The 25,333-nt window shown below is 67.5% G+C and carries 27 protein-coding genes and 1 riboswitch; of the genes, 8 read left to right on the top strand and 19 right to left on the bottom strand.

All coding sequences use genetic code 11. The features are described 5' to 3' along the window. Window positions 1-37: 37 nt before the first annotated feature. The 6 genes from ABIB26_RS11235 to ABIB26_RS11260 form a co-directional block, all read right to left on the bottom strand. The gene (locus tag ABIB26_RS11235) at window positions 38-1,147 is read right to left on the bottom strand and encodes a BMP family lipoprotein (protein WP_354242688.1); all 1,110 of its coding nucleotides are present in this window, start codon (window positions 1,145-1,147) and stop codon (window positions 38-40) included. Window positions 1,148-1,464: 317 nt separating this feature from the next. Then, complete coding sequence (locus ABIB26_RS11240; protein ID WP_354242689.1) at window positions 1,465-2,514, bottom strand: NADP-dependent oxidoreductase; 1,050 nt, start codon at window positions 2,512-2,514, stop codon at window positions 1,465-1,467. Beyond that, window positions 2,511-2,942, bottom strand: a complete 432-nt coding sequence (locus ABIB26_RS11245) for an organic hydroperoxide resistance protein (protein ID WP_354242692.1) — start codon at window positions 2,940-2,942, stop codon at window positions 2,511-2,513. Before ABIB26_RS11245 ends, ABIB26_RS11240 begins: the two co-directional genes overlap by 4 nt. Before the next feature lie 128 nt (window positions 2,943-3,070). Further along, the gene (locus tag ABIB26_RS11250) at window positions 3,071-3,520 is read right to left on the bottom strand and encodes a MarR family winged helix-turn-helix transcriptional regulator (protein ID WP_354242694.1); all 450 of its coding nucleotides are present in this window, start codon (window positions 3,518-3,520) and stop codon (window positions 3,071-3,073) included. Window positions 3,521-3,617: 97 nt separating this feature from the next. Then, window positions 3,618-4,817 carry an amidohydrolase gene (locus ABIB26_RS11255; RefSeq protein ID WP_354242697.1) on the bottom strand — a complete coding sequence of 400 codons (1,200 nt, stop codon included), beginning with the start codon at window positions 4,815-4,817 and terminating at the stop codon, window positions 3,618-3,620. A gap of 98 nt (window positions 4,818-4,915) precedes the next feature. Further along, window positions 4,916-6,061, bottom strand: a complete 1,146-nt coding sequence (locus ABIB26_RS11260; protein WP_354242699.1) for a mannose-1-phosphate guanylyltransferase — start codon at window positions 6,059-6,061, stop codon at window positions 4,916-4,918. A 292-nt stretch (window positions 6,062-6,353) separates the two neighbouring features. Between ABIB26_RS11260 and sdhC the strand changes: the two genes are divergently transcribed. The 5 genes from sdhC (at window position 6,354) to ABIB26_RS11285 (ending at window position 10,831) form a co-directional block, all read left to right on the top strand. Further along, window positions 6,354-6,734 carry a succinate dehydrogenase, cytochrome b556 subunit gene (gene sdhC, locus ABIB26_RS11265; RefSeq protein ID WP_354242701.1) on the top strand — a complete coding sequence of 127 codons (381 nt, stop codon included), beginning with the start codon at window positions 6,354-6,356 and terminating at the stop codon, window positions 6,732-6,734. 3 nt (window positions 6,735-6,737) lie between these two features. Beyond that, entirely contained in the window at window positions 6,738-7,220 is a 483-nt protein-coding gene (locus tag ABIB26_RS11270; RefSeq protein ID WP_354242703.1) for a succinate dehydrogenase hydrophobic membrane anchor subunit, read from the top strand. A 140-nt stretch (window positions 7,221-7,360) separates the two neighbouring features. Continuing rightward, the gene (gene sdhA, locus ABIB26_RS11275) at window positions 7,361-9,169 is read left to right on the top strand and encodes a succinate dehydrogenase flavoprotein subunit (protein ID WP_354242706.1); all 1,809 of its coding nucleotides are present in this window, start codon (window positions 7,361-7,363) and stop codon (window positions 9,167-9,169) included. Between the two features lies 1 nt (window position 9,170). Next, complete coding sequence (locus ABIB26_RS11280) at window positions 9,171-9,953, top strand: succinate dehydrogenase iron-sulfur subunit (RefSeq protein WP_354242709.1); 783 nt, start codon at window positions 9,171-9,173, stop codon at window positions 9,951-9,953. Window positions 9,954-10,060: 107 nt separating this feature from the next. Beyond that, window positions 10,061-10,831 (top strand): alpha/beta hydrolase family protein, encoded by a 771-nt coding sequence (locus ABIB26_RS11285; protein ID WP_354242712.1) that lies wholly within the window; start codon window positions 10,061-10,063, stop codon window positions 10,829-10,831. Here ABIB26_RS11285 and ABIB26_RS11290 read toward each other — a convergent pair. The 13 genes from ABIB26_RS11290 to glyA form a co-directional block, all read right to left on the bottom strand. Next, on the bottom strand, window positions 10,788-11,849 hold the full coding sequence (locus ABIB26_RS11290) for a YihY/virulence factor BrkB family protein (RefSeq protein ID WP_354242887.1): 1,062 nt from the start codon (window positions 11,847-11,849) through the stop codon (window positions 10,788-10,790). The genes ABIB26_RS11285 and ABIB26_RS11290 overlap by 44 nt on opposite strands. 100 nt (window positions 11,850-11,949) lie before the next feature. Then, on the bottom strand, window positions 11,950-12,567 hold the full coding sequence (locus ABIB26_RS11295; protein WP_354242715.1) for a 2'-5' RNA ligase family protein: 618 nt from the start codon (window positions 12,565-12,567) through the stop codon (window positions 11,950-11,952). A gap of 4 nt (window positions 12,568-12,571) precedes the next feature. Next, window positions 12,572-13,744, bottom strand: a complete 1,173-nt coding sequence (gene trpS, locus ABIB26_RS11300) for a tryptophan--tRNA ligase (protein WP_354242718.1) — start codon at window positions 13,742-13,744, stop codon at window positions 12,572-12,574. A 17-nt stretch (window positions 13,745-13,761) separates the two neighbouring features. Continuing rightward, window positions 13,762-14,595: an exodeoxyribonuclease III gene (locus tag ABIB26_RS11305; protein WP_354242721.1), complete on the bottom strand. Its 834-nt coding sequence runs from the start codon at window positions 14,593-14,595 to the stop codon at window positions 13,762-13,764. Between the two features lie 10 nt (window positions 14,596-14,605). Next, the gene (locus ABIB26_RS11310) at window positions 14,606-15,181 is read right to left on the bottom strand and encodes a hypothetical protein (RefSeq protein ID WP_354242724.1); all 576 of its coding nucleotides are present in this window, start codon (window positions 15,179-15,181) and stop codon (window positions 14,606-14,608) included. Between the two features lie 153 nt (window positions 15,182-15,334). Continuing rightward, window positions 15,335-16,183 (bottom strand): ABC transporter permease, encoded by an 849-nt coding sequence (locus tag ABIB26_RS11315; RefSeq protein ID WP_354242726.1) that lies wholly within the window; start codon window positions 16,181-16,183, stop codon window positions 15,335-15,337. Further along, window positions 16,180-17,046: an ABC transporter permease gene (locus tag ABIB26_RS11320; protein ID WP_354242890.1), complete on the bottom strand. Its 867-nt coding sequence runs from the start codon at window positions 17,044-17,046 to the stop codon at window positions 16,180-16,182. Before ABIB26_RS11320 ends, ABIB26_RS11315 begins: the two co-directional genes overlap by 4 nt. A gap of 45 nt (window positions 17,047-17,091) precedes the next feature. Then, window positions 17,092-18,048, bottom strand: a complete 957-nt coding sequence (locus tag ABIB26_RS11325; RefSeq protein WP_354242728.1) for an ABC transporter ATP-binding protein — start codon at window positions 18,046-18,048, stop codon at window positions 17,092-17,094. Between the two features lie 301 nt (window positions 18,049-18,349). Continuing rightward, window positions 18,350-18,637 carry an SHOCT domain-containing protein gene (locus ABIB26_RS11330; protein WP_354242731.1) on the bottom strand — a complete coding sequence of 96 codons (288 nt, stop codon included), beginning with the start codon at window positions 18,635-18,637 and terminating at the stop codon, window positions 18,350-18,352. A 190-nt stretch (window positions 18,638-18,827) separates the two neighbouring features. After that, a complete protein-coding gene (locus tag ABIB26_RS11335) occupies window positions 18,828-19,505 on the bottom strand; it encodes a response regulator (protein ID WP_354242733.1) in 678 nt (225 codons plus the stop codon). Then, complete coding sequence (locus ABIB26_RS11340) at window positions 19,502-20,659, bottom strand: sensor histidine kinase (protein ID WP_354242736.1); 1,158 nt, start codon at window positions 20,657-20,659, stop codon at window positions 19,502-19,504. The genes ABIB26_RS11335 and ABIB26_RS11340 overlap by 4 nt, the downstream gene beginning before the upstream one ends. Window positions 20,660-20,781: 122 nt before the next feature. Continuing rightward, the gene (locus ABIB26_RS11345) at window positions 20,782-21,717 is read right to left on the bottom strand and encodes a bifunctional methylenetetrahydrofolate dehydrogenase/methenyltetrahydrofolate cyclohydrolase (protein WP_354242739.1); all 936 of its coding nucleotides are present in this window, start codon (window positions 21,715-21,717) and stop codon (window positions 20,782-20,784) included. Window positions 21,718-21,721: 4 nt separating this feature from the next. Then, a complete protein-coding gene (glyA, locus tag ABIB26_RS11350) occupies window positions 21,722-23,023 on the bottom strand; it encodes a serine hydroxymethyltransferase (RefSeq protein WP_354242742.1) in 1,302 nt (433 codons plus the stop codon). Window positions 23,024-23,194: 171 nt separating this feature from the next. Next, window positions 23,195-23,281, bottom strand: a riboswitch (ZMP/ZTP riboswitch). Between the two features lie 42 nt (window positions 23,282-23,323). Here glyA and purU point away from each other — a divergent pair. From purU to ABIB26_RS11365, 3 genes are all read left to right on the top strand, one after another. Then, window positions 23,324-24,184: a formyltetrahydrofolate deformylase gene (purU, locus tag ABIB26_RS11355; protein ID WP_354242744.1), complete on the top strand. Its 861-nt coding sequence runs from the start codon at window positions 23,324-23,326 to the stop codon at window positions 24,182-24,184. Between the two features lie 52 nt (window positions 24,185-24,236). Further along, complete coding sequence (locus tag ABIB26_RS11360) at window positions 24,237-24,650, top strand: class I SAM-dependent methyltransferase (RefSeq protein WP_354242747.1); 414 nt, start codon at window positions 24,237-24,239, stop codon at window positions 24,648-24,650. Between the two features lie 130 nt (window positions 24,651-24,780). Further along, window positions 24,781-25,302, top strand: a complete 522-nt coding sequence (locus ABIB26_RS11365; protein WP_354242749.1) for a gamma carbonic anhydrase family protein — start codon at window positions 24,781-24,783, stop codon at window positions 25,300-25,302. Window positions 25,303-25,333 lie beyond the last annotated feature (31 nt).

Below are 25,333 nucleotides of genomic sequence, written 5' to 3' on the forward strand. Positions count from 1 at the left end.
GAATGACCGGACGGGCCGTGGCGCCGAGAGGAGGAGGCTAGCCCTTCGGGCTCGCTGCGGATTCAACCTTCAGCTTGCCGTCGGCGATGTCCTTCTGGATCTGGTCCAGCTCGGTCTTCAGCTCGGCCGGAACCGCGGAGTCCAGGTCGTGGAACGGAGCCAGCCGGACGCCGTCGTTCGCGAGGGTGCCAACGTACGGTGTGCCGGTGAACTTGCCCTCTTTGTCTTCCTTCACAACGGTCTCGACAGCCTCGCCCATCTGCTTCATGACGGAGGAGAGCATGATGTCCTTGTAATCCGGTGCCGTGAGGAAGCCGTCGGAGTCAACCCAGATGAGCTTGACGTCCTTGCCTGCCGCCTTGGCTTCCTTCAGGGCCGCGCCCGCACCCTTGCCGACCGGTCCGGCGACGGGCATGACGATGTCCGCGCCCTGGTCCAGGAAGTTCTGGGTGAACTGCTTGCCCTTGTCCTGCTTTTCGAAGTCGCCGGTGAAGGAGCCGTCCTGCTTGGCCTTGTCCCAGCCAAGAACCTTGACGTCCTTGCCCTTCTGCTCGTTGTAGTACTTCACGCCGTCGGCGTAGCCGTCCATGAAGATGGTGACGGTGGGGATCTTGATGCCGCCGAAGGTGGCGACCGTTCCGGTCTTGGTGGTGCCTGCCGCGAGGTAGCCGGCCAGGAAGGCGGCCTGGGCCGTGTCGTAGATGATCGGCTTGACGTTGGCGATCGGGGTGTCGTAGCCGAAGTCGATGATCGCGAAGTGCTTGTCCGGGTTCGCCGTGGCCTGGGCCTTCGTGGCGTCGCCCAGCAGGAAGCCGACGGTGATGGTCAGGTTGCAGCCGGCCGTGACCATGGCGCGCAGGTTCGGCTCGAAGTCGTTGTTGGTCTTGGACTCCACCTGGTTGACCTTGATGCCGAGGTCCTTCTCGGTCTTCTTCAAGCCTTCCCAGGAGGACTGGTTGAACGACTGGTCGTCGAATCCACCCGAGTCGGACACGATGCAACCCGTGTAGTTGCTCGCCGTGTTGGTGGCGCTGCTGCCGGCGTCCGGGGCAGCCCCGCAACCGGTCAGCAGGAGTGCAGCCGCACCCGCGGTGGCGACTCCCGCCGTTGAACCGCGCTTGAGGGTGGCACGCAGTGAGTTCTTCAATGTTCCTCCAGGAAGAAAGAGTAGGCGCTACGACAGGAGTTCAATGAGTGTCTGTTGGCGGTATTGCCGCTGCAACGCTGTTTTCACTGACGAGTTCGCAGCACTGCGCCGGGGCGCACTGATGCAAGCTACTTTAGTGTCCGGCAACAGGTCCGGATAACACAGTTCACGGCATTTCCCTAGATTGTTGAGAACTTGTTACCAAGCGGTAGGCGCGGATGCTTTCGCGGGATCCGCGAGCGGGCACCTGAGGCCCCGAAATCGCGGATTCCGGGGCCCCAGGTGTCCGCGCGCGTGCGCGGCGCGCGTGCGCAGCGCTACATCCGGACGAGCATCTTGCCGGTGTTGGCGCCGTCGAGCAGGTCCATGAAGGCCCGCGGCGCGTTCTCCAGCCCGTCCACCACCGTCTCGTCGTAGCGGACCGTGCCGTCCGCGAGCCAGGCCGCCATCTGCTGGGCGAATTCCGCCGAGTGCTGCCGCTGCCCGCCGACGAGGAAGCCGCGCAGGGTCAGCTGCTTGCCGATGGCGACCGCCAGGTTGCGCGGGGCGGCCGGTGCCTCGGTGGCGTTGTACTGCGAGATGGCGCCGCACAGGGCCACCCTTCCGCCCACGTTGAGGACCGAGAGCGCCGCCTCGAGGTGCTCTCCGCCGACGTTGTCGAAGTAGACGTCGATACCATTTTCTCCGGCGGCCTCCTGCAGCAGGTCCCGGACCGGGCCGTCGTGGTAGTTGAAGGCGGCGTCGAAGCCGAGCTCCAGCAGCCGCGCCACCTTCCCGGGGCTGCCGGCACTGCCGATCACCCGGGAGGCGCCCTGGGCTTTGGCGATCTGGCCCACCAGCGAGCCCACGGCGCCGGCCGCTCCGGAGACGAAGACGGCGTCGCCGGGCTTGAACTCGGCAACCTTGAGCAGGCCTGCATAGGCGGTGAGTCCCGTCATGCCGAGCGCTCCGAGGAAGGCGGAGGCCGGGGCAAGGTCCGTGCTCGCCAGGGTGGTGGCCTGGGCGTCCACGACGGCGTACTCCCGCCAGCCGAGCTGGTGCACGACGGCGTCCCCCACCGTTCGCCCCTCGGCCCGGGACGCGATCACCTCACCGACGGCACCGCCGTCGAGCGCCGCGTCCAGGGCGAACGGGGCGGAATAGGACTTGACGTCGTTCATCCGGCCGCGCATGTACGGGTCCACCGAGATGTAGAGATTGCGGACCAGCACCTGGCCGTCCTGCAGTTCCGGCAGCGGCGCTTCCGCCAGGCGGAAGTTATCCGGCACCGGGCGGCCGTGCGGCCGGGACGCCAGCTGGACTTCCCGTGTGGTGGTGGGGAGTGGGCCGGTGGGGACGGCGGCGGTGTCTGCCGTGTTGGCGTTCATGCGGCGACCTCCAGAATCTTGATGTCGACGTTCATATTGCCGCGGGTGGCGTTGGAGTACGGGCAGATCTGGTGCGCCTTTGCCACGAGGGCCTCAGCGGTGCGCCGGTCCACTGCGGGCAAAGCGATCTCCAGTTCGGCGGCGAGCCCGTAGCCGGCGTCGTCGGCGAGGGCGCCGAAGTGGATCTTGGCGGCGACGGCGGAGTCCGTCAGGTCCGCCCGTTCCTTGCGCCCCACGAGGCGCAGCGCCGAGTGGAAGCACGCCGCGTAGCCGGCGGCGAACAGCTGCTCGGGGTTAGTACCTTCGCCGGTGCCGCCGAGTTCCACCGGGCTGGCCAGAGTGACATCGAGTTTGCCGTCCTGGCTCCGGGCGTTGCCGTCCCGGCCTTCGCCCGAGGCCAGTGCTTCTGCAGTGTAGAGAGTCTTCATGTGGTTCCGTTCTGTTGGAGGTATGTGCTCAGCGGGGAATTCGCCGGAAGCCTGCGGAGGAGCCGTGAACTCCCGGCGAGTCGGCGCGCCTCCCGCGATTTCGCCGTCGGCCGGGTCGGCCGGGGTGCTCAGCGAGAGGAATGCAGCGCGGCGGTGAGCCGGCCGAGGGTGTCCCGGAGCCGGTCAAGTTCTGCGGGCGACAGCCCGGCGGCATCGGCGAGCCGCTGCGGTATGCCGGTGGCGTCGGAGCTCAGGGCCGCACCGGCGTCGGTCAGGAAGATTTCCACCCGGCGCTCGTCCTCCGAGGATCGGCGCCGTTCCACGAGGCCCAGGGCTTCAAGCCGCTTCAGCAGCGGGGAGAGCGTGCCCGAATCGAGCCCGAGCTCCTCCCCCAGCTCCCGGACGCTGCGGGGCTGCTCTTCCCAGAGCACCAGCATCACGAGGTACTGGGGGTAGGTCAGGCCCAGCTCCTCCAGCATCGGCCGGTAAGCCGCGGTGGCGGCACGCGACGCCGAGTACATCGCGAAGCACACCTGCCTGTGGAGGCGGGGGGCGTTGAGACTCGGCTCGTTGGTCATAGCACTACCGTAGTCCACAATTGAATTGTGCACAACCTAATAAGCACATCGCCGGGGTTTGGGGTGTGGCGCGCCGGGGTGTGGAGGTCGCGGAGGGCTAGAGGTCGCGGAGCGTGCGCAGCGCCGCGGCGGTGAGGACCTGGATGCCCAGGCCGAGCGCGCGTTCGTCCAGGATGTAGTCGCCGCGGTGGAGGTCGTATTCTTCGCCGCCGGGGGTCTTGGTGCCCAGGCGCATCATGGCGCCGGGGGTTTCCGCAAGGAACCAGGCGAAGTCCTCGCCGCCCATCGACTGCGGCGTCAGGACCACGGCACCCTCGCCGATTTCGGCGCGGGCTGCGGCCTCGATCAGGGCGGTCTCGTGTTCGGAGTTCACCACGGGAGGCACGCCGCGGGTGTGTTCGAGGTGGACGTCGACGCCGTACGGCGCCGCGATCTGCTGCACCACCTCGTCGAGGATTACACCGGCACTGTGCCAGGCATCGCGGTCCAGGCAGCGCATGGTGCCCGCCATATAGCCGCTGGCAGGGATCGCGTTGGGGGCGGAGCCGGCGGAGATGTGGCCCCAGACCACGGAGACGCCGCTGCGGACGTCAACGCGGCGGGACAGCACTGCTGGAACGTTGATCGCGATCTGAGCCAGGGCAAAGATGAGCTCTTCGGTCAGGTGCGGGCGTGAGGTGTGTCCCCCGCGGCCGGTCAGCTCGATCTTGATGGTGTCCGAGGCGGAGGTGATGGCACCGATCCGGGTGCCGATCTTGCCCACTTCGATCCGGGGGTCACAGTGCAGGGCCAGGATCCGGGGAACACCCGCCAGGACGCCCTGTTCGATGCAGCTCTGGGCGCCGCCGGGCATCGTTTCCTCGGCCGGCTGGAAGATGATCCGCACGGAACCGCGCAGCGGCGACTCCTCGTGCATCCGCTGCAGGACCAGGGCCGCGCCGAGCATGGTGGTGGTGTGGACGTCATGTCCGCACGCGTGGGTGACGCCGTGGTTCTTCGAGGCGAACTCGAGCCCGGTTTCCTCGATGATCGGCAGGGCGTCGATGTCGCCGCGGAGGGCGGTGGCGATGGGACCCTCGCCGATGTCCACCGTCAGGCCGGTGCCCTCGAGGCGGCGGGGCGTGAGGCCTGCGTCCTGGAGGCGTTCGACGAGTTTGTCTGTGGTGCGGAACTCCTTGAAGGACAGCTCCGGGTGCGCATGCAGGTCACGGCGGAACGCGATCAGCTCCGGCAGGAGGGGCTCCAGCCACGGCCCCACCAGTGTGGTGGGCTCAGCTTCAGTAGTGTAATTGCGCACGGAATAACTCTAGCGAGCGCACAAAGAATAGCGGCATCGGGTACGGCGCGTTACGGATGAATGAACGTTCGCCGCCGGCCGGCAAGGCCCGCTGGCGGCTACAGGACGTCGGTGTCGCCGCTGGCCTTGAGGGCGTCAACGGCCTGCTTGACACGCTGGGAGTGTTCCTTGTGCATCACGAGCAAGGCATCAGGGGTATCCACCACCACGACGTCCTTGATGCCGATCAGCGCGATCACGCGCTTGGTATCGGAGACCACCACGCCGCTCGCGTCCTCCGTGAAGACGCGGGCACCCTCACCGATCACGGTGACGTCCTTGACTTCCTTGGCGCTGTTGAGCCGGCCCACCGAGGCAAAGTCCCCGACGTCGTCCCAGCGGAAGGTTCCGGGCACGACGGCGACGTCCCCGGCGGCTGCGGCCGGTTCGGCCACGGCGTAGTCAATTGCGATTTTGGGCAGGGTGGGCCAGACGCGGGCCGTGACCTCGTCGCGCTGCGGGGTGTCCCAGGCCTTGGCGATTTCCTGCACCCCGGCGAAAAGCTCGGGCTGGTTGGCTTCGAGGTGCTTGAGCATCAGCGAGACGGGAGCCACGAACATACCGGCGTTCCAGACATACTCGCCGCTGTCGAGGTACTCCTGGGCCACCTCTTCGCTGGGCTTCTCCACGAACTCGACAACGGCTTGGGCACTGGGGGCGCCGTCCACGCCGAGTTTCTTCCCGGCCCGGATGTACCCGAAGCCGGTGGAGGGGTGCGTGGGCTTGATGCCGATCGTGACGATCTTGCCGGCCGCGGCGGTGTGGATGGCCTCCCTGACGGCCTCATGAAACAGCTCGTCGGGGCTGATCACCTGGTCCGCCGCAAAAGAGCCCATGATGGTGTCCGGATCGCGCTCGTGCAGGATCGCCGCGGCCAAACCGATGGCGGCGCCGGAGTCTTTGGGTTCGCTCTCCAGCACAAGGTCCGCGTCGTCAATCTCGGGGAGCTGGCGACAGACAGCGTCACGATGGGCCATTCCGGTCACCACGAGCATGTGCTTGCCGGCGAGCGGCTCCAGCCGGTCGTAGGTGGATCTCAGCAGTGTGCTGCCCGAGCCCGTGAGGTCGTGCAGGAACTTGGGGGCTGCTGCCCGCGACAGAGGCCAGAGGCGGGTCCCCACACCGCCTGCCGGAATCACCGCAATAAATCGGCTCAGGGCCGAACCCTGTGGTGAGTCCTGGCTTGTCACTTTGTCTGTAGTCATCACGGCTACTTTAGCTGAATCCGGCCCGGCCGCCCCTGATCAGGGGTCAGGACACGGCACCTGCCGCTCCTGCGGGGCACTCCCGCGACCGCTACGCCCAGCGCGGGAATGTGGCGTTAGTCTCAAAACTGGAGGAAAACCCCGCCGGGGCCCGTCACCAACGGGTGGCTGAATTGAATAAGCTGTGGGCGAAGCCTAGATTTAGGCTTGAGTTTATGAGTGCTCTCGCAGCAGGCGTTCCCCCCGCGTGGATCCCATGCCAGCGCCGCTGTGTTGCAGGGAGGTTTATTCAGTGCCGACAAAACCAGCTGGCACCTTGTACCGCGGCCGTGAAGGCATGTGGTCCTGGGTTGGACACCGCATTACCGGTGTAGTGATCTTTTTCTTCTTGTTGGTCCATGTGCTGGACACCTCACTGGTGCGTGTGTCCCCCGAGGCCTACACCGCCGTGATCGGAACCTACAAGAACCCCCTGATGGCCCTGGGTGAAACGGGCCTTGTCGCAGCGATTGTGTTCCACGCCTTCAACGGCCTGCGGATCATCGCCGTCGACTTCTGGAAGAAGGGCGCAAAGTACCAGCGCCAGATGCTGTGGACGGTGCTGGCCCTCTGGGTCGTCGTCATGGTGGGCTTCTCCATCCGCCACCTTTCCCTCGCCTTTGGAGGTCACTAAGCCATGAGTGCAACTGAGATTCAGCCCCCGAGAAGCGCAAAGGTCGGCAGCGGCCGCATTGCCCCGCAGTACCGCCGCAGCGGCTCGTCCAGGGGCAATTTCGAAATGCTCGCCTGGCTCTTCATGCGGCTTTCCGGCGTGGTCCTGGTGGTCCTGATCTTCGGCCACCTGACCGTCAACCTGCTGGTGGGCGAGGGCATCCACGCCATCGACTTCGGCTTCGTGGCCGGCAAGTGGGCCGACCCGTTCTGGCAGGTCTGGGACCTGGCCATGCTGTGGCTGGCCATGCTGCACGGCACCAACGGCGTCCGCACCATCATCAACGACTACGCGGAGAAGGACGCCACGCGTCTCTGGCTGAAGATCGTTCTCTACGCGGCCACCACCGTCATCATCGTCCTGGGCACCATGGTCATCTTCACCTTCGACCCGTGCCCCGTGGTCAACGGTGTCCAGCTGCCGGGCGGCTTCTGCCCCGCGCCGTAGCGGCACGGCCCCAGCGGCGCGGCCCTAGCGGCCACCGATCCTTGACTGCCCGGTGCAGGTCAGGGATTCCACGAGACTTCACCGGGCAGGCTCCGCCGGCCGGTGTTTGATAGCGAATTTTGAGAGAAAGAGCGTCTGGTATGCAGGTCCATAAGTACGACGTCGTCATCGTCGGTGCCGGTGGCGCCGGGATGCGCGCGGCGATCGAATCAGGTCAGCGCGCGAAAACAGCAGTACTGACCAAGCTGTACCCCACCCGTTCCCACACCGGCGCGGCGCAGGGCGGCATGTGCGCAGCCCTGGCCAACGTCGAGGAAGACAACTGGGAGTGGCACACCTTCGACACCATCAAGGGCGGCGACTACCTGGTTGACCAGGACGCCGCCGAGGTCATGGCGAAGGAAGCGATCGACGCCGTCCTGGACCTGGAAAAGATGGGCCTGCCGTTCAACCGCACGCCCGAGGGCCGGATTGACCAGCGCCGTTTCGGTGGCCACACCCGCGACCACGGCAAGGCTCCGGTCCGCCGCGCCTGCTACGCCGCAGACCGCACCGGCCACATGATCCTGCAGACCCTTTACCAGAACTGCGTCAAGCACAACGTCGAGTTCTACAACGAGTACTACGTGCTGGACCTGCTGACCGTCGAGGAAGACGCGGTCCGCGAGGACGGCACGGCGTACAAGCAGAAGCGCGTCGCCGGCGTCGTCTCCTACGACCTCGCCTCCGGTGAGCTCCACGTCTTCCAGGCCAAGTCCGTGATCTTCGCCACCGGCGGCGCCGGCAAGGTCTTCAAGACCACCTCCAACGCCCACACCCTCACCGGTGACGGCATGGGAATCGCCTTCCGCCGCGGCATCCCGCTGGAGGACATGGAGTTTTTCCAGTTCCACCCGACAGGCCTGGCCGGCCTGGGCATCCTCCTCTCCGAGGCCGCCCGCGGCGAAGGAGCGATCCTGCGCAACTCGGAGGGTGAGCGCTTCATGGAGCGCTACGCCCCCACCATCAAGGACCTCGCCCCCCGCGACATCGTGGCCCGTTCCATGGCCAACGAAGTCCGTGAGGGACGCGGCTGCGGCCCCAACAAGGACTACGTCCTCCTGGACCTGACCCACCTTGAGCCGGCGCACATCGACGCCAAACTGCCGGACATCACCGAGTTCGCCCGCACCTACCTGGGCGTCGAGCCGTACACGGAGCCGGTTCCGGTCTTCCCGACGGCGCACTACGCCATGGGCGGCATCCCCACCAACATCACCGCCGAGGTCCTCCAGGACAACGACACGGTTGTCCCGGGCCTCTATGCCGCCGGCGAGGTGGCCTGTGTCTCCGTGCACGGTTCCAACCGCCTGGGCACCAACTCGCTGCTGGACATCAACGTCTTCGGCAAGCGCGCCGGCATCGCCGCCGCGGAGTACGCCAAGACCGCCGACTTCGTGGAGCTCCCCGCTGACCCGGAGGCCTACACGCTGAACCTGCTGGACCACGTCCGCACCTCGGACGGCACCGAAAAGGTCGCTGCGATCCGCAAGGAACTGCAGGACACGATGGATGCCAACATGCAGGTGTTCCGCACCGCCGGGACGCTGAACCAGGTCCTGAAGGACATCGCGTCCTTCGAGGAGCGGTACCAGCGCATCAGCGTCCAGGACAAGGGCAAGCGCTTCAACCTGGACCTCCTGGAGGCCGTGGAACTGGGCTTCCTGCTGGAGCTCGCCAAGGTCATGACCGTGGCGGCCCTGCACCGCGAGGAATCCCGCGGCGGGCACTTCCGCGAGGACTTCCCCGAGCGTGACGACGAAAAATTCATGAAGCACTCGATGGCGTACAAGGATGAGCATGCCCCGGCGGATGGGGCTGCGGAAACCGCAGAAACAACAGCTGGAATCCGGCTTGCCACCAAACCGGTGGTCTTTACGCGTTACGAGCCGATGGTGAGGAAGTACTAAGATGACCGCTGAACTTGCTGAGCCGGCCTCCAAGATCGAACTGCCCGCCCACATCGGAGGCGGCGGGGAAATCCCGTCCTTCGACGTGACGCTGCGCGTGCGCCGCTACAACCCCGAGGTCTCCGACGAATCCACCTGGGATGACTTCAAGGTCACCATGTACGGCACCGACCGTGTCCTCGACGCCCTGCACAAGATCAAGTGGGAAATCGACGGCAGCGTCTCCTTCCGCCGTTCCTGTGCCCACGGCGTCTGCGGTTCCGATGCCATGCGCATCAACGGCCGCAACCGCCTCGCCTGCAAGACCCTGCTGAAGGACCTGGACACGTCCAAGCCCATCACGGTCGAGCCGATCAAGGGCCTGCCGGTGGAGAAGGACCTGATCGTGGACATGGAACCGTTCTTCCAGTCCTTCCGCGAAGTCATGCCCTTCCTGATCAACCGGGGCCACGAACCCACCAAGGAGCGCCTGCAGTCCGCCGAGGAACGCGAGCGGTTCGACGACACCACCAAGTGCATCCTCTGCGCCGCGTGCACCTCGTCCTGCCCGGTGTTCTGGACCGACGGCCAGTACTTCGGCCCCGCGGCAATCGTGAACGCCCACCGCTTCATCTTCGATTCCCGTGATGATGCCGGCGATATGCGCCTCGAGATCCTCAACGACAAGGAAGGCGTGTGGCGCTGCCGCACCACCTTCAACTGCACCGAGGCATGCCCCCGCGGCATCCAGATCACGCAGGCGATCGCCGAGGTCAAGCAGGCCATCCTGTCCCGCAAGATCTAGCAACCGCTGTACCGGCGGCTCTCCAAAGGACTTGACGACGACGGCGCCTCCCACCTTTCCGGGTGGGGGCGCCGTCGTCGTCTTCCCATTCAACGAAAAGGCTCCCCTTGTCCCGCTCCGAAAAAGTCTCCTTCCAGGGTTCCACCGGCGAACTGCTCTCCGGCATCATCGACGTCCCGGAGGGGAAGGTGAAGGGCTGGGGCGTGTTCTCGCACGGTTTCACGCTGGGCAAGGACAGCCCCGCGGCGTCCCGGATGTGCAAGGCGCTGGCGGACAACGGCGTGGGCATGCTCCGCTTCGACAACCTGGGGCTGGGCGAATCCGGGGGGCTGTGGTCGGAGGGCTCCTTCAGCCACAAGGTGGCCGACACCGTCAGGGCCGCCGAGTTCATGCGGGAGTCGGGCAGGCCGGCCTCCCTGCTGGTGGGCCATTCCTTCGGCGGCGCAGCCGTCCTGGCAGCGGCCCGGGCGATTCCGGAGCTCGACGCCGTCGCGACGGTGGGCGCTCCGTTCTCGCCCAAGCATGTGGCGCACGTCTTTGACACGGCCCTGGACCGGATCCTCAGCGAAGGCAGCGCCGAGGTGGACCTGGGCGGCAAACGGGTGGAGATCCGCCGGCATTTCGTGGAGGACCTGGAAAATGCGGACCTGACGGACTGCATCCGGCAGTTGCACAAGCCGCTGATGGTGCTGCACTCCCCCACGGACAACACGGTCGGCATTGAGAACGCCAGCACCATCTTCCAGACGGCGCGCCACCCGCGCAGCTTCGTCTCGCTGGAGGGAAGCGATCACCTGCTGACCGGCAAGGGCCAGGCAGCGCGGGCCGCGAAGATTATTTCGGCGTGGGCCGATCAGTACCTCGACGCCGGCTTGTAGGCGCGGCAGCTGCAGGCCGTTTCCGGGCGCCGGACTCCGCCGGGGTCTTGCCCGGCTGCACCTGGCGGGCGCCCCAACCGGTCGTCTTGTTGGCGGGCTCGGCCTTGAGGTCCTCATCCCGGATCGCGGCCCACGCGGCGGCGATGAGGTAGACCTGGCTGACCAGGTTGAACCAGATCAGCAGGCCGATGATGATGGCGAACGGTGCCAGGATGGGGTTCCGTCCCGCGCCGGCGAGCAGCTCGGCGCTAAAGATCTGCAGCACGCCAGTGCCCACCGCGGCAAGGATGGTCCCTTCCAGCAGGGAACGCCGGGCCAGCTTCAGCCCCGCGGCCAGCCGGAACATGATCAGGGCGGTGGCCCAGCCCAGCAGCAGCGGCACGGCGATCTTGACGGAGGTGGTCAGGGGCCCGGCCAGCAGCGGATCGAGGCTCAGCTGCTCGGTTACCCAGCCCGCGGCCGTACCGAACACCAGCGAGGCTCCGGCGCTGATCACCAGGGCGACGCCCAGCAACAGCAGGGTGCCGGCGTCGTGCAGTTTCAGCAGGATCGGGTTCATCTTCCACGGGCCGCGCTGCATCACGGCGCGCACGCCGTCGCGCAGGCCGTCGATCCAGCCCAGCGCGGTCACCACGGTCACCACGGCCGCGATCACCGCGGTCCAGCCGAGGCCGGCCGGGTTCAGCAGCTCCTGGGGATCAACCAGCCCCTGGCCGCCATCGACCTTCAGCAGGCCGGGCGCGCCCGTGGCCACACTGCTGACCACTCGTTCCAGCAGGGCCGGCTGTCCGCTGAGAACCAGTCCGGCCAGGGAGAATCCGGTGGCCAGCAGGCCCGTGATGGAGAAGAACATCCTGAAGCCGATGCCGGCACTCAGCAGCGGGCCGTGCCGGCGCCCGTACTGCTGGAAGGCGCGCACGGGGCGGAACGCGTTGAGCCGGGCCAGCAGCCATTGCACCATCGGCACCAGCGACGCCAGTCCCCCGCCGCCGGAGCGGCGGGCCTTGCCCCAGTCAATCTTTTTCCGGATGACTTCCAGTTTCAGCCGGGCCAGCTCGGTGGGAAGGGGCGGCTCGGCGGGCGGCTGCTGCCCCGGCCGCGCCTGCGTCGGGCGCGGCTCAGTGGTCAGGTTCGGTCCCAAAGTCAAGCTCTTCCCGTAGCTGCCAAATGCCGTTGTCGTCGTGCTCGTAAAGTCCCATGCTAGCCACCGGGAAGGTGGCGCTGTAATCCCTGAGCGCCGTTTCGGCCTCATCGAGGCTTTCCGGCGCGACGTCGTGGGCGACCGTGACGTGCGGGTGGTACGCAAACGCCAGTTCCCGCTCCAGCGGGCCGGCCTGGAGCTGCCGGTGCAGGCTGACGCACTGGCCGAAGCCGTCTTCAACGTTGAGGAAGACCACGGGAGACACCGGCCGGAAGGATCCGGTGCCGGCGATCGTCACGTCGAAGGGCTCCTGCCTGCTCGCGATCTCACGCACATGGTGCCGCGTCGCTTCCCAGTCCTTGGTCATGGTGGTGGTCACCAGCGTGATGTGGGCAGGGATGACGCCGGCCATCGGGTCACCGAAGGAGGCACGCCAGCGCTGGAGTTCCTCGGCGACCTGCGACGGGAACCGCAGGATCACTCCGACGCTGACGCCTTCGCTGCGGGACTGCCCGTTGCCGGTGGGGGCAGCGCCGGAGGGGGCGGTGCCGGCTCGCGGGGTGTCTTTCGCGGTGACTTTGCTGACGGGGGACATCGGCCTAGCGGACTCCGTGGGCTCCGGCGTAGGGCAGGAAACCCACCTTGGCGTAGACGTCACGGAGGGTGACGGAGGCGATCTCGCGGGCCTTGTCTGCGCCGAGGGCCAGCAGGCGGTCCAGCTCCGCGGGGTCGTCCAGCAGCTCATTGGCCCGGTTCCGGATCGGGGTGAGGCGCTCGGCGACGACCTCGGCCAGGTCCGCCTTGAGGCGGCCGTACATTTTGCCCTGGTACGCGGCGACGAGTGCCTCGACGCTCTGCCCGGTGATGGCCGAATAGATGGCGAGCAGGTTGGAGACGCCGGGCTTGGCCTCGCGGTCGAAGCGGATCTCGGTCTCGGCATCCGTCACGGCGGCCTTGATCCGCTTGGCCGTGACCTTGGGATCGTCCAGGAGGTTGATCAGGCCGGCCGGTGAATCCGCCGACTTCGACATCTTGGCGGTGGGGTGCTGCAGGTCATAGATCTTCGCCGATTCCTTCTGGATGAAGGGCTGGGGAACTGTAAACGTCTCGCCGAAGCGCGTGTTGAAGCGCTGGGCGAGGTCGCGGCTGAGTTCCACATGCTGACGCTGGTCCTCACCCACCGGGACGCCGTGCGGCTGGTACAGGAGGATGTCCGCGGCCTGCAGGACCGGGTAGGTGAACAGGCCGACGCTGGCGTGGTCGGAGCCCTGCCTGCCGGCCTTGTCCTTGAACTGGATCATCCGGGAGGCCTCGCCGAACCCCGTGATGCAGTTCAGGACCCATGCCAGCTGGGCGTGCTCGGGCACCTGGGACTGGACGAAGAGGGTGCACTTGTCCACGTCCACGCCGCCGGCAATGTACTGCGCGGCCGTGACCCGGGTGCGGTGGGCCAGCTCCGCCGGATCCTGCGGGACCGTGATCGCGTGCAGGTCCGGGATGAAGAAGATCGCGTCGTACTCGTCCTGCATCCGGACCCAGTTCACCAGGGCGCCGAGGTAGTTGCCCAGGTGCAGGGAGTCGGCCGAGGGCTGCATTCCGGAAAGGATCCGGTGCCGGGCTCCGGTGGTGGTCGGGGCAGAAGCGGACGTGCCGGGTGAGGTGGCGGCGGGCACCGCCGCCGTGGCGGCGGGCACCGCCGCCGTGGCGGCGGGCGCGGTACCGGCGTCGGGCACGGTGTCAGTGCCGGTGGTCGCAGTTGAAGGAGAGGTCATTCGTGAAAGCCTTAAGACTAGAGCCGGTAGTCCACTACCAGCGGAGCGTGGTCAGAGAAGCGGGTATCCCAGGACGGTGCCCGGTCAACAACGGCTGACACTGCCGCAGCAGCGAGAGCGGGCGTGGCAATCTGGTAGTCAATGCGCCAGCCGGTGTCGGTGTCGAAGGCCTGTCCCCGTTGCGACCACCAAGTGTAGGGGCCGTCGACGTTACCCGCCAGGCCCCTGTGAACATCCTTCCAGCCGATTTCCTCGCCGAAGAAGCGGTCGAAGTAGGCACGCTCCTCCGGCAGGAAGCCGGCACGTTTGACGTTGCCCTTCCAGTTCCTGATATCCAGCTCGGTGTGGCCCACGTTCAGGTCGCCCACCACGAGGGCATGGTCGCTGTGCTTGGAGAGCTCGGGCAGCCGGTTGAGCATGACGTCCAGGAAGCGGAACTTGTCGTCCTGCTTGGGCGTGCCGGCCTCACCGGAGTGGACGTAGGCGCTGGCCACGGTCAGCCGGGAGGCCTGTCCCTGGGCGTCCCGGACGGTGTAGTCGGCCTCGACCCAGCGGCCGGCGGTGGCGAAGTAGTCCTCGCCGATGCCCACCCGGGTGGCGACGGGCTCTTCGCGGGAGGCGATGGCGACGCCCGCGCGGCCCTTGGCCTCGGCTTCGGCGTGCAGGATGTACCAGCCTTCGCCGAGCAGTTCGTGGACGATCGCGTCAGGGGCGCGGACTTCCTGCAGGCACAGGATGTCCACTCCGCGGGGCTCCAGCCATTCCGCCATGCCCTTCTTGTAGGCGGCGCGAAGGCCGTTGACGTTGACAGATGCGATGCGAAGGTGGTCCTTCTCCAATGCCGAGCTCACCCGATCCACTCTAGTCGATGATGGTTCCGGAGACGGGCTCGTCGCTTCCGCCGGAGGACTTGATCATGTCCCGCGCGTTGGTGGCGGTTATCTCGATGGTCTCCAGCGCCCGCCGGATGGTGTCCTGGTCCGAGGCGGCGCCCTTGACGCGCTCCTGCTCCACGACGCGGACCTGCACCTGGACGATCTTGAAGGAGTGGTCCAGTTTGAGGTCCCGGACCTCGTCCGCCTCGCGGCGCTGGCCCACGAGCCGGGTGTTGCCGTGGTCAACGCTGCCCGACGACGGCGCCCGGCCGGCTGCCGCGTTGAACGCGTTCTGCGCTTCGGTGAGCTTGGCGCCGGCCTTCCTGGCGGCCTTCTGGATGCTGAAGACGACGAAGGAAGCCAGGGCCAGCCAGAAGGCGGCGATAATCGCCACGACCCAGCCCACGACGTCGTTCTGGTTGGCCGCGAAGATGACCGCGACCAGGAACGCGATGATGAAGACGGTCATGCCCAGCCCGCCGATCCGGAACAACGAGAACTTGCCCGTGGCGGCGTTGTACGCGGACGGCTTGGAAGACGCGGATTTGCCCAGAGATTGCATTCCCCCATTATCGCAAACCCGCGCCGCCCGCCGCCCCGCTTCCACCCCGGGCGAACGTTTCCGCCGGCGTCCATCCCAACTGGGTGGCAGTAGTTGTCGTTCTGGGCGCCCAAAACGACAACTACTGCTAGCCAGTTGGGGTCCGGGACCGCCCTACTTGAGGAACAGCCTGCGCAGCCGTCCGGTGGTGAGCAGCAGCCCGAGGGCGATCATCACGAGGTAGTAGCCGATGTGCAGAGCCGTCGCCGGGGTGAACACCCCCACGCTGATCTGCCGGAGCAGCTCCACGCCGTGCCACAGCGGCATGGCCTGGATGAACCACTGGATGTACTGCGGGTACACGCTGAGCGGGTAGAAGGTGGCGCTGAAGAGGAACATCGGCAGCATCACGAAGTTGATCCAGTCCATCTGCTGGAAGGTCTTCATGAAGCTGGTGATGCCCATGCCGAAGCTCGCGAAGCCGAAGGCAATCAGCACCGCGGCCGGGATCATCAGGACGGCCCAGGGCGTGGTGATGAGCCCCATCACGCCCATCACGGCGGTGAAGCCGGTGGCGTACATGAGCCCGCGCAGCAGCGCCAGGAAGATCTCCCCCATGGCGACGTCCAGCGGCCCCAGCGAGGTGTAGAGCATGCCCTGGTACAGCTTGGCGAAGTTCATCTTGAAGAAGACGTTCCAGGTGGAGTCGTAGACCGCTCCGTTCATGGCGGACACGGCCAAAAGCGCCGGGGCGATGTAGGCGGCGTAGGAGATCTCCTGGCCGCCGGGCCCCTGCACGGCACCGACGATCGCGCCCAGGCCCACACCCATGGCGATCAGGTACAGCACCGGTTCGAAGAAGCCCGAGAGCATCACCATCCAGTTGCTGCTCTTGGTGGCCATCAGCCCGCGGGCGACGACGGCGCGCACGTTGCGCGAGTAGAGCGGGCCGAAGTGCCGGTTGCGGGCGGCCTCCGTGACGCTGGAGTTCCCGGAATCGGGGCTTTCGACGACGGCGCTCATGAGCCCATCCTGTTGGCGAACTGCCGCCTGGTCAGGATCCAGCCGACGACGGCGAGGACCAGCAGGAACACAAGGTGCGCGGCGGTCAGCAGCGGGGCCTCCTGGTAGCCGTAGCTGACCACCCGGCCCAGCTCGGTGCCGTGCCAAATCGGTGAGATCCAGCCGATCCAGCGGACGCCCAGCGGCAGGGTGTCCAGCGGGAAGAAGGTGCCGGAGAACAGGAACAGCGGCATCACGATGAACCGCATGACCATGGCGAACTGGCCCTTGTCGTCCTTGATGGCTGCCGCGTAAGCCATCAGGGGCAGCCCGAAGGACAGCCCGGCGAGGGCGGCGACCAGGATTGAGACCCAGCCCCAGCCGCTCGGGGACGCTCCGAACAGCGCGACGACCGCGAAGTAAAGGGCAGACTGCAGCAGGAAACGCACGGTGACGGCAATGACCTGCCCACCCGCGATCTGCTCCGGCGTCAGCGGCGAGGCGTGCGGGCCGTAGAAGACGCGGCGCCATTTGAAGCCGTCCATCACCGGGAACGTGAACTCGTTGGCGGCAGTCATGACCGTGGCCGAGATCAGCAGGGCCGGGGCGATGAAGGTGAGGTAGCTGACGCCGCCGAACGCCGAGGTGCTGTTGCCTTCCACGAGGGTGGCGAGGCCCACGCCCATCGCAAACAGGTACGCCACCGGCTGCCCGACGCCGTACATGATGATGGTCCAGCCGTAGCCCTTCATCACCCGGAGGACCTGCTCGGCGTAGTAGAACGCGCCCCACTTCCTGGCGCGGGCCGCCGCAACGGCCGGCGAGTGGGCGCGCAGCGGCGCCGGTGCGGTTCCGTCCTTTCCAGTGACGGCCCGCTCAGTCAACTCTGCCTTCTTAGTCAACTCTGCTTTCTTAGTCAACTCTGCTTCCTAGTCAATGAGGCTCCGGCCGGTCAGGCGCAGGAAGACGTCCTCCAGCGAGGACCGGCGCACCAGCGAGGTGACCGGCCGGAGTCCCCGGGCGGAGACCTGCTCAAGGGCGGCCTCGCCGTCGTGGGCATAAATCAGGACGCGGTCCGGGAGGGTTTCGACCCGCTCGACGGCGTCATCGCCGTCGAGCTCGGCGCCGACGGTGGCGTTGCGCTCCGAACCGAAGCGCAGCTCGAGGACCTCACGGGTGGAGTATTCGCGGATCAGGCTCGCGGGCGAGCCCTCGGCCATGATCTTGCCTTTGTCCACCACGATCAGGCGGTCGCAGAGCTGCTCGGCCTCGTCCATGTAGTGGGTGGTCAGGATCAGGGTGACACCCTGCTCCTTGAGCCGGAACAGCCGGTCCCACAGGATGTGGCGGGCCTGCGGGTCAAGGCCCGTGGTCGGTTCGTCCAGCAGCAGGATCCGAGGCTCATTGATGAGCGAACGGGCGATCGTGAGCCGGCGCTTCATGCCACCGGAAAGCGCGTCCACCCTGGACCTGGCCTTGTCCGTGAGCTGGGCGAACTCCAGCAGCTCGTCCGCCTTGGGCCTGAGGTAGCTCATCGGCAGGCCGAAGTAGCGGCCGTAGACCAGCAGGTTGTCCCGGACCTTGAGTTCCTCGTCGAGGTTGTCCTGCTGCGGCACCACGCCCAGGTGCGCGCGGACTTCCGGTCCGTTCAGGTCGGGGTCCAGGCCCATGATGCTGAGGGTCCCGGAGGTCCGCTGGGACACCCCGCCGATCATCTTCATGGTGGTGGACTTGCCGGCGCCATTGGGTCCAAGCAGCCCGAAGGACTCCCCGGCGGGCACGCGGAAGGAGATACCGTCGACGGCGGTGACCTCGCCGTAGCGCTTGGTCAGGTTCTCGGCGGTGATGACATACTGCGGCGAGCCGGTTTCGGAGGGGCTGCTCAACGGCGCTTCCTTGGGAGAGGCTTCCTTGGGAGAGGATTCTTTCGACACAAGTTCAGGCACCCGCCCCACGTTAGTAGGTGGGTTCGAACAAGGAAAGAGCCCGATCGCTAAAAATCCAGACGTTTTCCGATCGCCAGGTTGGAGGCTCACGGTGGCGGAGCGGGGCCAGCGAACTCCCCGAAGGAAATCCGCTGGCCCAACCGGCAGGCCGGCCTGTTTCGCTGCGCCTATTTCGCTCCGGCCTATTTCGCTCCGCCCATTTCGCTCCGCCTATTTCCCTGCGCCGCCCATTTCCCTGCGCCTATTTCCCTGCGCTTTTCTCTCCGCCGCGCAGTACGTGCAGGCGCTTCCGGTATTCGTCTTCGTCGATTTCCCCGCGGGCATAACGTTCCCGCAGCACGCCTTCGCCGCCCTGCGCAGCGGCCCAGCGGCGGTTGGAACGCCAGGTGCGCCTGCCGATGAAGATCAGCAGGCCGATGACCAGGATCCAGAACAGCGGGAACAGCAGGAACCATGGTGAGAACCCGCCGTCGGACCAGGGCCCGCGGGTGGCGATGGCGGCGGCAGGGCCGGTAATCGCGGCAGTCATTGAGGTAAGCATGTCAGTCGTCCAAACTCTCGGTTCGAGCCGTTTCCCGGCTCTGCATCGAGTCTTCTCCGCAGCCGCACCCTCCGCATCCGCCGCGGGGAGTCACTTTCGCCGCGCGGCGTACTCCACCGGGAGACCGCCGGATGCGCCGGCCGGCTGCACGCAAGCCGGCTGCACGCCAAGCGGACCGTCAGCCGGTCCAGCCAGGGCGGACGAGGCCCGATTCGTACGCGAGGACCACCAGCTGCACCCTGTCGCGGACCTGCAGCTTGGCCATGATCCGCGAGACGTGGGTCTTCGCCGTGAGCGGGGTGATGAAGAGCCGCTCCGCGATTTCCGCGTTGTTGAGTCCCTCGCCCACCAGCTGCAGGACTTCGCGTTCACGGTCCGTGATCTGGTCCGTGATCTGGTCCGTGACCCTGGGCGGGCTGGCGACGCGGGACTGCACCGCCAGCTGCGCCATGATGCGGCGGGTCACCGACGGCGACAGGAGGGCGTCGCCGTCGTGCACCACGCGCACGGCGCGGAGCAGCTCCTCCGGCTCGGTGTCCTTGACGAGGAACCCCGCCGCGCCGGCGCGCACGGCCTCCGCGATGTAGTCGTCCAGTTCAAAAGTGGTGAGGATGATGACCCGGGTTCCCGCGAGCCCTGGATCAGCCAGGATCCGGCGGGTCGCCTCCAGCCCGTCCCCATGCGGCATGCGGATGTCCATCAGCACGACGTCGGGTTTGTCGCGTGCCGCCAGCCGCACGGCCTGGTCACCGGTGCCGCATTCGGCCACGACTTCCATGTCCGGCTCGGCGCCCAGGAGTGCCCGGAATCCGGCGCGGATGAGCGTCTGATCGTCGGCGATCAGGATGCGGATCATCGCTGTTCCTCCCCCGGGGTCCCGGCCAGCGGAAGGACCGCCCGCACGCGCCAGCCCGGCTCCAGGGGCAGGAACTCCACGGTTCCGCCCAGCGCGGCGGCCCGTTCCCGCATGCCGGTCACACCGGTTCCCTCGGGGGCGCCGGCAGCGCCACGGCCGTCGTCGTCGACCGTTAAGGTCAGCCGTCCGGCATCAGGGCCGGTGAGGCGTCCGGCATCGGCGGGAGCCTCAAGGACGACGGCGGCCCGGCTGGCTCCGGAGTGCCTCACCACGTTGGTCAGCGCCTCCTGCACGATCCGGTAGGCCGCCTCCTGCACGGCTGCGCTGAGCGGCCTGTCGATCCGCTGGTCCAGCCGCACCTCCAGCCCGGCCCGGCGGGCGTTGTCGGCGAGTTCGGGCAGTCTCTGGAGCCCCGGATCCGCGGCGGGGCGGAGCGGGGCGTCGTCACGCAGCACGCCCAGCAGCTGGCGGACCTCGTCCAGGGATTCCTTGCTGGCCGTCTTGATGGCCTCCAGGGCAGGGCGGAACTGGTCCGGGTCCCGGTCCCCCAGATGCAGCGCCACCGAGGCGCGGACGTTGATCATGGACAGCGAATGGGCCACCACATCATGGATGTCACGGGCCAGCGCCAGCCGGTATTCGTCCCGGGCGGCCTGCTCCCGGGTTTCATGCTGGCGGCGCCTTTCCGCCACGCGTTCGCCGCGCAGCCGGGCTCCTTCTCCCAGCAGCACCAGGATGGCCAGCCAGGACGTTCCGGCCACGGCGCGGATCAGGGCACCTTCATCGCCCTTGGCCAGGAAGAAGGCAACCAGGGCGGCGGCGCAGGCACCCGCCACCGTCCAGGTCTGCCACCGCCTGCCCGCGGCTGCCGAGAACACGGTGGCCAGCGCCAGTGAGAGCAGCACCGGCCCCCAGGGATAGCCGGAGGCCAGGTAGAGGATGGTTGCCGCGGCGGCCACCGGAAGCGTGGCTGCCGGTGCTCTTCGCCGGAGCGACAACGCGGCCGGCCCGGCCAGCAGCAGCGCGAAGGCCAGCACGTCCAGCGGCCGGTGATCAGGCTGCCGGGCCGCGGCGAAAACCGTGCCCACCACCTGGACCACGGCCACCGCAATCACCACGATGCTGGTGGGCGGACCCTGGAATCGGCGCGGCATACTCCGAGCCTAGCGGCGGGGCGGGCCGGCGTCGTCTGCTGAACGGGGTAGGGCGCCTACTCCCGCGGGAGTAGGCGCCCTGCCGTCGGTTCCGGGGCCACGCTCGACCGCCGGGATACCCGTCAGGCGATGCCCGAGCTGCTTTTCTCTGCCAAGTGGCGTTCCGCGGTCTCCACCACGTTGGCGAGCAGCATGGCGCGGGTCATCGGCCCCACTCCGCCGGGGTTCGGGGACAGCCAGGCGGCGACGCCGGCAGCGGCGGGGTCCACGTCTCCGGTGACCACGGCTTTGCCGGAACCGTCATCGACCCGGCTGACGCCGACGTCGAGCACTATGGCCCCGGGTTTGAGGTCCTCCGCCTTGATCATGTGCGGCTGGCCGGCCGCGGCGATCACGACGTCGGCCTGGCGGAGCTCGGCGGGCAGGTCCACCGTTCCGGTGTGGGCCAGGATGACCGTGGCATTGACGTCCTTGCGGGTCAGCAGGAGCCCCACCGGGCGTCCGATGGTCACTCCGCGGCCCACCACGAGCACGCGCTTGCCGCGGAGGCTGATCCCGTGCCGGGTCAGCAGTTCAACGCAGCCCTTGGGCGTGCAGGGCAGCGGCGACTTCATGGGTCCGCCGACGTTGGCCACGAGCCGGCCCAGGTTCATCGGGTGCAGGCCGTCGGCGTCCTTCTCCGGGTCCATGGCCTCCAGGATGACGTCCTGGTCGATGTGCTTGGGCAGCGGCAGCTGGACGATGTAGCCGGTGCATTCCGGGTTCTCGTTGAGCTCCCGGACCGCGGCCAGCAGTTCGTCCTGGCTGGTCTCCTCCGGCAGGTCGCGGCGGATGGAGGTGATGCCCACCTCGGCGCAGTCCTTGTGCTTGCCGGCCACATACCAGGTGCTCCCCGGGTCCGAGCCCACCAGGATGGTGCCGAGGCCGGGGACGATGCCCTTGGCCCTGAGGACGGCCACGCGTTCGGTCAGTTCGGCCTTGATCGCGGCGGCGGTGGCCCTGCCGTCCAGGACCTGCGCGGTTTTAGCAGCCGTGTTCGCGGCGTTGGCAGTGGTCATACGGTCACCACTGCTCGTGCTGCGGGTACAGCGGGAAGTCGGCGGCGAGTTTGTCCACGCGGGCCTGCAGGGCCTCCACATCCGTGGCCGAACCGGATTTCAGCGCGGTGGCGATGATGTCCGCCACCTCGGTGAACTCCTCGGCGCCGAAGCCGCGGGTGGCCAGGGCCGGGGTTCCGATCCGCAGGCCGGAGGTGACCATCGGCGGGCGGGGATCGAACGGCACGGCGTTGCGGTTGACGGTGATGCCCACGGAGTGAAGCAGGTCTTCGGCCTGCTGGCCGTCCAGCTGGGAATTGCGCAGGTCCACCAAAACCAGGTGCACATCGGTGCCGCCGGTGAGGACGGACACGCCGGCGTCGGACACGTCCGCCTGGCTGAGGCGCTCGGCGATGATCCGGGCGCCTTCCAGGACGCGCTCCTGGCGTTCCTTGAATTCCTCGGTGCCGGCGATCTTGAAGGCGACCGCCTTCGCCGCGATCACGTGCATGAGCGGGCCGCCCTGCTGGCCCGGGAAGACGTTGGAGTTGATCTTCTTGGCCCACTCCTTCTTGGCCAGGATGACGCCGGACCGGGGGCCGGCGAGGGTCTTGTGCACGGTGGAGGTGACGACGTCGGAGTGCGGCACCGGGCTCGGGTGCAGGCCAGCGGCGACGAGGCCGGCGAAGTGTGCCATGTCGGTCCAGAGCAGGGCGCCGACCTCGTCCGCGATCGAGCGGAAGGCGGCGAAGTCGAGCTGGCGGGGGTAGGCGGACCAGCCGGCGATGATCACCTGCGGCTTCTCGGCAAGGGCCTGCTCGCGCAGCTTGTCCATGTCGATCCGGAAGGTGTCTTCCTCGACCTGGTAGGCGGCCACGTTGTAGAGCTTGCCGGAGAAGTTGAGCTTCATGCCGTGGGTCAGGTGGCCGCCGTGCGCCAGCGAGAGGCCCAGGATCTTGTCGCCCGGGGTGATCATGGCGGAGAGGGCGGCGGCGTTGGCCTGGGCACCGGAGTGCGGCTGGACGTTGGCGTATTCGGCGTCGAAGAGGTCCTTGACCCGGTCGATCGCGAGCTGCTCGGCGATGTCGACGTATTCGCAGCCGCCGTAGTAGCGGCGTCCCGGGTAGCCCTCGGCGTACTTGTTGGTCAGGACCGAGCCCTGGGCTTCCATCACCGCGCGGGGGGCGAAGTTCTCGGAGGCGATCATTTCCAGGGTGCCGCGCTGGCGGCCAAGCTCCTGGGCCAGGACGGCGGCAATCTCGGGATCGAGTTCGGCCAGCGGCTGGTTGCTCACGGCGGTCGAGGAAAGGTTTACGGAAGTAGTCACGAAGAACTCCTGGCTAGGCAACGGGCACTGCTTAAGGTCAGGTTACCGGCTGGCCCGCTGCCGCGCCCCTAGATTACGGTCCCGGAAATCCGGGGCACGCGCCAAGGGCTGCACCCGTTCAGGGGTGCCGACGGCGGGGCGGCAGCAGGCGCTGCCGACCGGCAAAACTTGACCCTCGGCCCAGGCGTACGATCCGTGGTCTTCGTGAGTGCCGCTCCCTGGTGGTTTAGCCACCCAACGCCAGTTGCGACCGTTTAAGCCTACCCCAGGACCGTCGCACCCGCGGGTAGGCTGTTCATCGTGACTGACGACCAGCTGACTGCTTCCTACATCCTGACCCTCTCCTGCCCGGACCGGCCGGGAATCGTGCATGCCGTCGCCGGCGCCCTCCTGGTGGCGGGCTGCAATATTACGGACTCGCAGCAGTACGGCAGCCAGGACACCGGCACCTTCTTCATGCGGGTCGAGGCGACGACGGCGTCCGCCCAGGCCGGACTGCACGCCGCCTTGGAGCCCGTGGCGCTGGCCTTCGGCATGCAGTGGAGCCTGAACCCGGCAGGCCGGAAGGTCCGCACCCTGCTGATGGCCAGCACCTCGGCGCACTGCCTCAACGATCTGCTGTTCCTGCAGCGCTCCGGAACGCTGCCGATCGAGATCCCGGCCATTGTCTCCAACCACCAGGACCTGGAGGGTCTGGCGAAGTTCTACGGCATCCCGTTCCACCACATCCCGGTCACCCGGGACTCCAAGGTCCGGGCCGAGGACGAGCTGCGCGCGCTGATGGCGGAGCACGACGTCGAGCTCACCGTCCTGGCCCGGTACATGCAGATCCTCTCCGACGAGCTGTGCCATGAGCTGACCGGCAAGGCGATCAACATCCACCATTCCTTCCTGCCGTCCTTCAAGGGCGCCAGGCCGTACCACCAGGCCCACGCCCGCGGCGTGAAGCTCGTCGGCGCCACGGCGCACTACGTCACGGCCGCCCTGGATGAGGGGCCGATCATCGAACAGGAAGTCATCCGGGTGGACCACCGGCGCAGCGCCGAGCAGTTCGTCCAGATGGGCCGGGACGTCGAGGGCCGCACCCTCGCCCAGGCCGTGCAGTGGCACGCCGAACACCGCGTGCTGCTGGACGGCAACCGGACCGTGGTCTTTAGCTGACCGTCTTTAGCTGACCGTAGTGTTTAACTGACCCGGGTATTTAATGAGAGGTATGGCACGTTTGCGGGAGGACCGGCTGGCCGAGTTCGTGTCCCTGCTCAAGTCCGAGGGCAGGCACTCGGTGCTGGGCCTCGACTGCGGCCCCGGCGCGGATGGGCTCCTCTTCGTCCAGTCCGGAATCCACTTCACCGGCGTGGACCCCTCGGAGGAACACATCCATTCGGCGCGTGCCCGCGGCCTGGAGGCCTCGGTGGCCGCAGCCGCCGCCCTTCCGTTCGCCGACTCGGCATTCCGTTCCGTGTGGGCGGTGGACGCCCTGGCGGGCCTGCCGCCGGAGAAGTGGGCCGACGTCGTCCGCGAACTCGGCCGCGTGGCGGAACCCGGCGCCCCGATCGCCGTCGTCCTCCCCGATCCCGGCCTCCCGGAACACAGCGAGGGCTTCACGGTCCTCCGCTCCCCCGACTGACCCTCACCCGCCTGACCCCTCACCCAAGTAGCTCGCAGTAGTTGTCGTTTAGAGCGCTCCAAACGACAACTACTGCGAGCCAGTTGGGAGGGCTGTCCGGGTTTCCCGGTGCGTGTCCTAGTCTGGAGGCATGGCTCCCCTCTACGCATTCGCCGGCGACAGCCCGGCCGTCCATGACTCCGTCTTCATCGCGCCCACGGCCTCCGTGATCGGCAAGGCCACGCTGGCCGAGAACTCCAGCGCCTTCTACGGCGTCTCCGTCCGCGCCGACACCGCCGCCATCACCGTGGGCGCCGGGACCAACCTGCAGGACAACGTGGTGCTGCACGCCGATCCCGGCTTCCCCTGCACCGTCGGCGAGCGGGTCAGCGTCGGCCACAGCGCCGTCGTGCACGGCTGCACGGTCGAGGACGACTGCCTGATCGGCATGAGCGCCACCATCCTCAACGGCGCCGTGATCGGCGCGGGCTCCCTGGTGGCCGCCGGCGCGGTGGTGCTCGAAGGCACCGTCGTGCCGCCCCGCTCGCTCGTCGCCGGGGTGCCGGCCAAAGTCCGGCGCGCGCTGAGCGACGAGGAATTCGCGGGCGTCCAGCACAACGCGGCGCACTACCAGGAGCTGGCCCGGGCCCACCGGGAGCTGCACGGCGCCTGAAGAGCCAGGCCGGCCCAGGCCGGCGGGACGG

The sequence above is a fragment of the Arthrobacter sp. UYEF20 genome (assembly GCF_040546335.1).
Taxonomy (GTDB): Bacteria; Actinomycetota; Actinomycetes; order Actinomycetales; family Micrococcaceae; genus Arthrobacter.

Bases quoted from the DNA above. Each gene is read 5' to 3' on its own strand.
- ABIB26_RS11240 (WP_354242689.1), bottom strand. From the start codon at position 2,514: ATGAACGCCAACACGGCAGACACCGCCGCCGTCCCCACCGGCCCACTC.
- ABIB26_RS11245 (WP_354242692.1), bottom strand. From the start codon at position 2,942: ATGAAGACTCTCTACACTGCAGAAGCACTGGCCTCGGGCGAAGGCCGG.
- ABIB26_RS11250 (WP_354242694.1), bottom strand. From the start codon at position 3,520: ATGACCAACGAGCCGAGTCTCAACGCCCCCCGCCTCCACAGGCAGGTG.
- ABIB26_RS11260 (WP_354242699.1), bottom strand. From the start codon at position 6,061: ATGACTACAGACAAAGTGACAAGCCAGGACTCACCACAGGGTTCGGCC.
- ABIB26_RS11270 (WP_354242703.1), top strand. From the start codon at position 6,738: ATGAGTGCAACTGAGATTCAGCCCCCGAGAAGCGCAAAGGTCGGCAGC.
- sdhA (WP_354242706.1), top strand. From the start codon at position 7,361: ATGCAGGTCCATAAGTACGACGTCGTCATCGTCGGTGCCGGTGGCGCC.
- ABIB26_RS11280 (WP_354242709.1), top strand. From the start codon at position 9,171: ATGACCGCTGAACTTGCTGAGCCGGCCTCCAAGATCGAACTGCCCGCC.
- ABIB26_RS11295 (WP_354242715.1), bottom strand. From the start codon at position 12,567: ATGTCCCCCGTCAGCAAAGTCACCGCGAAAGACACCCCGCGAGCCGGC.
- trpS (WP_354242718.1), bottom strand. From the start codon at position 13,744: ATGACCTCTCCTTCAACTGCGACCACCGGCACTGACACCGTGCCCGAC.
- ABIB26_RS11310 (WP_354242724.1), bottom strand. From the start codon at position 15,181: ATGCAATCTCTGGGCAAATCCGCGTCTTCCAAGCCGTCCGCGTACAAC.
- ABIB26_RS11315 (WP_354242726.1), bottom strand. From the start codon at position 16,183: ATGAGCGCCGTCGTCGAAAGCCCCGATTCCGGGAACTCCAGCGTCACG.
- ABIB26_RS11330 (WP_354242731.1), bottom strand. From the start codon at position 18,637: ATGACTGCCGCGATTACCGGCCCTGCCGCCGCCATCGCCACCCGCGGG.
- ABIB26_RS11335 (WP_354242733.1), bottom strand. From the start codon at position 19,505: ATGATCCGCATCCTGATCGCCGACGATCAGACGCTCATCCGCGCCGGA.
- ABIB26_RS11340 (WP_354242736.1), bottom strand. From the start codon at position 20,659: ATGCCGCGCCGATTCCAGGGTCCGCCCACCAGCATCGTGGTGATTGCG.
- ABIB26_RS11345 (WP_354242739.1), bottom strand. From the start codon at position 21,717: ATGACCACTGCCAACGCCGCGAACACGGCTGCTAAAACCGCGCAGGTC.
- ABIB26_RS11360 (WP_354242747.1), top strand. From the start codon at position 24,237: ATGGCACGTTTGCGGGAGGACCGGCTGGCCGAGTTCGTGTCCCTGCTC.
- ABIB26_RS11365 (WP_354242749.1), top strand. From the start codon at position 24,781: ATGGCTCCCCTCTACGCATTCGCCGGCGACAGCCCGGCCGTCCATGAC.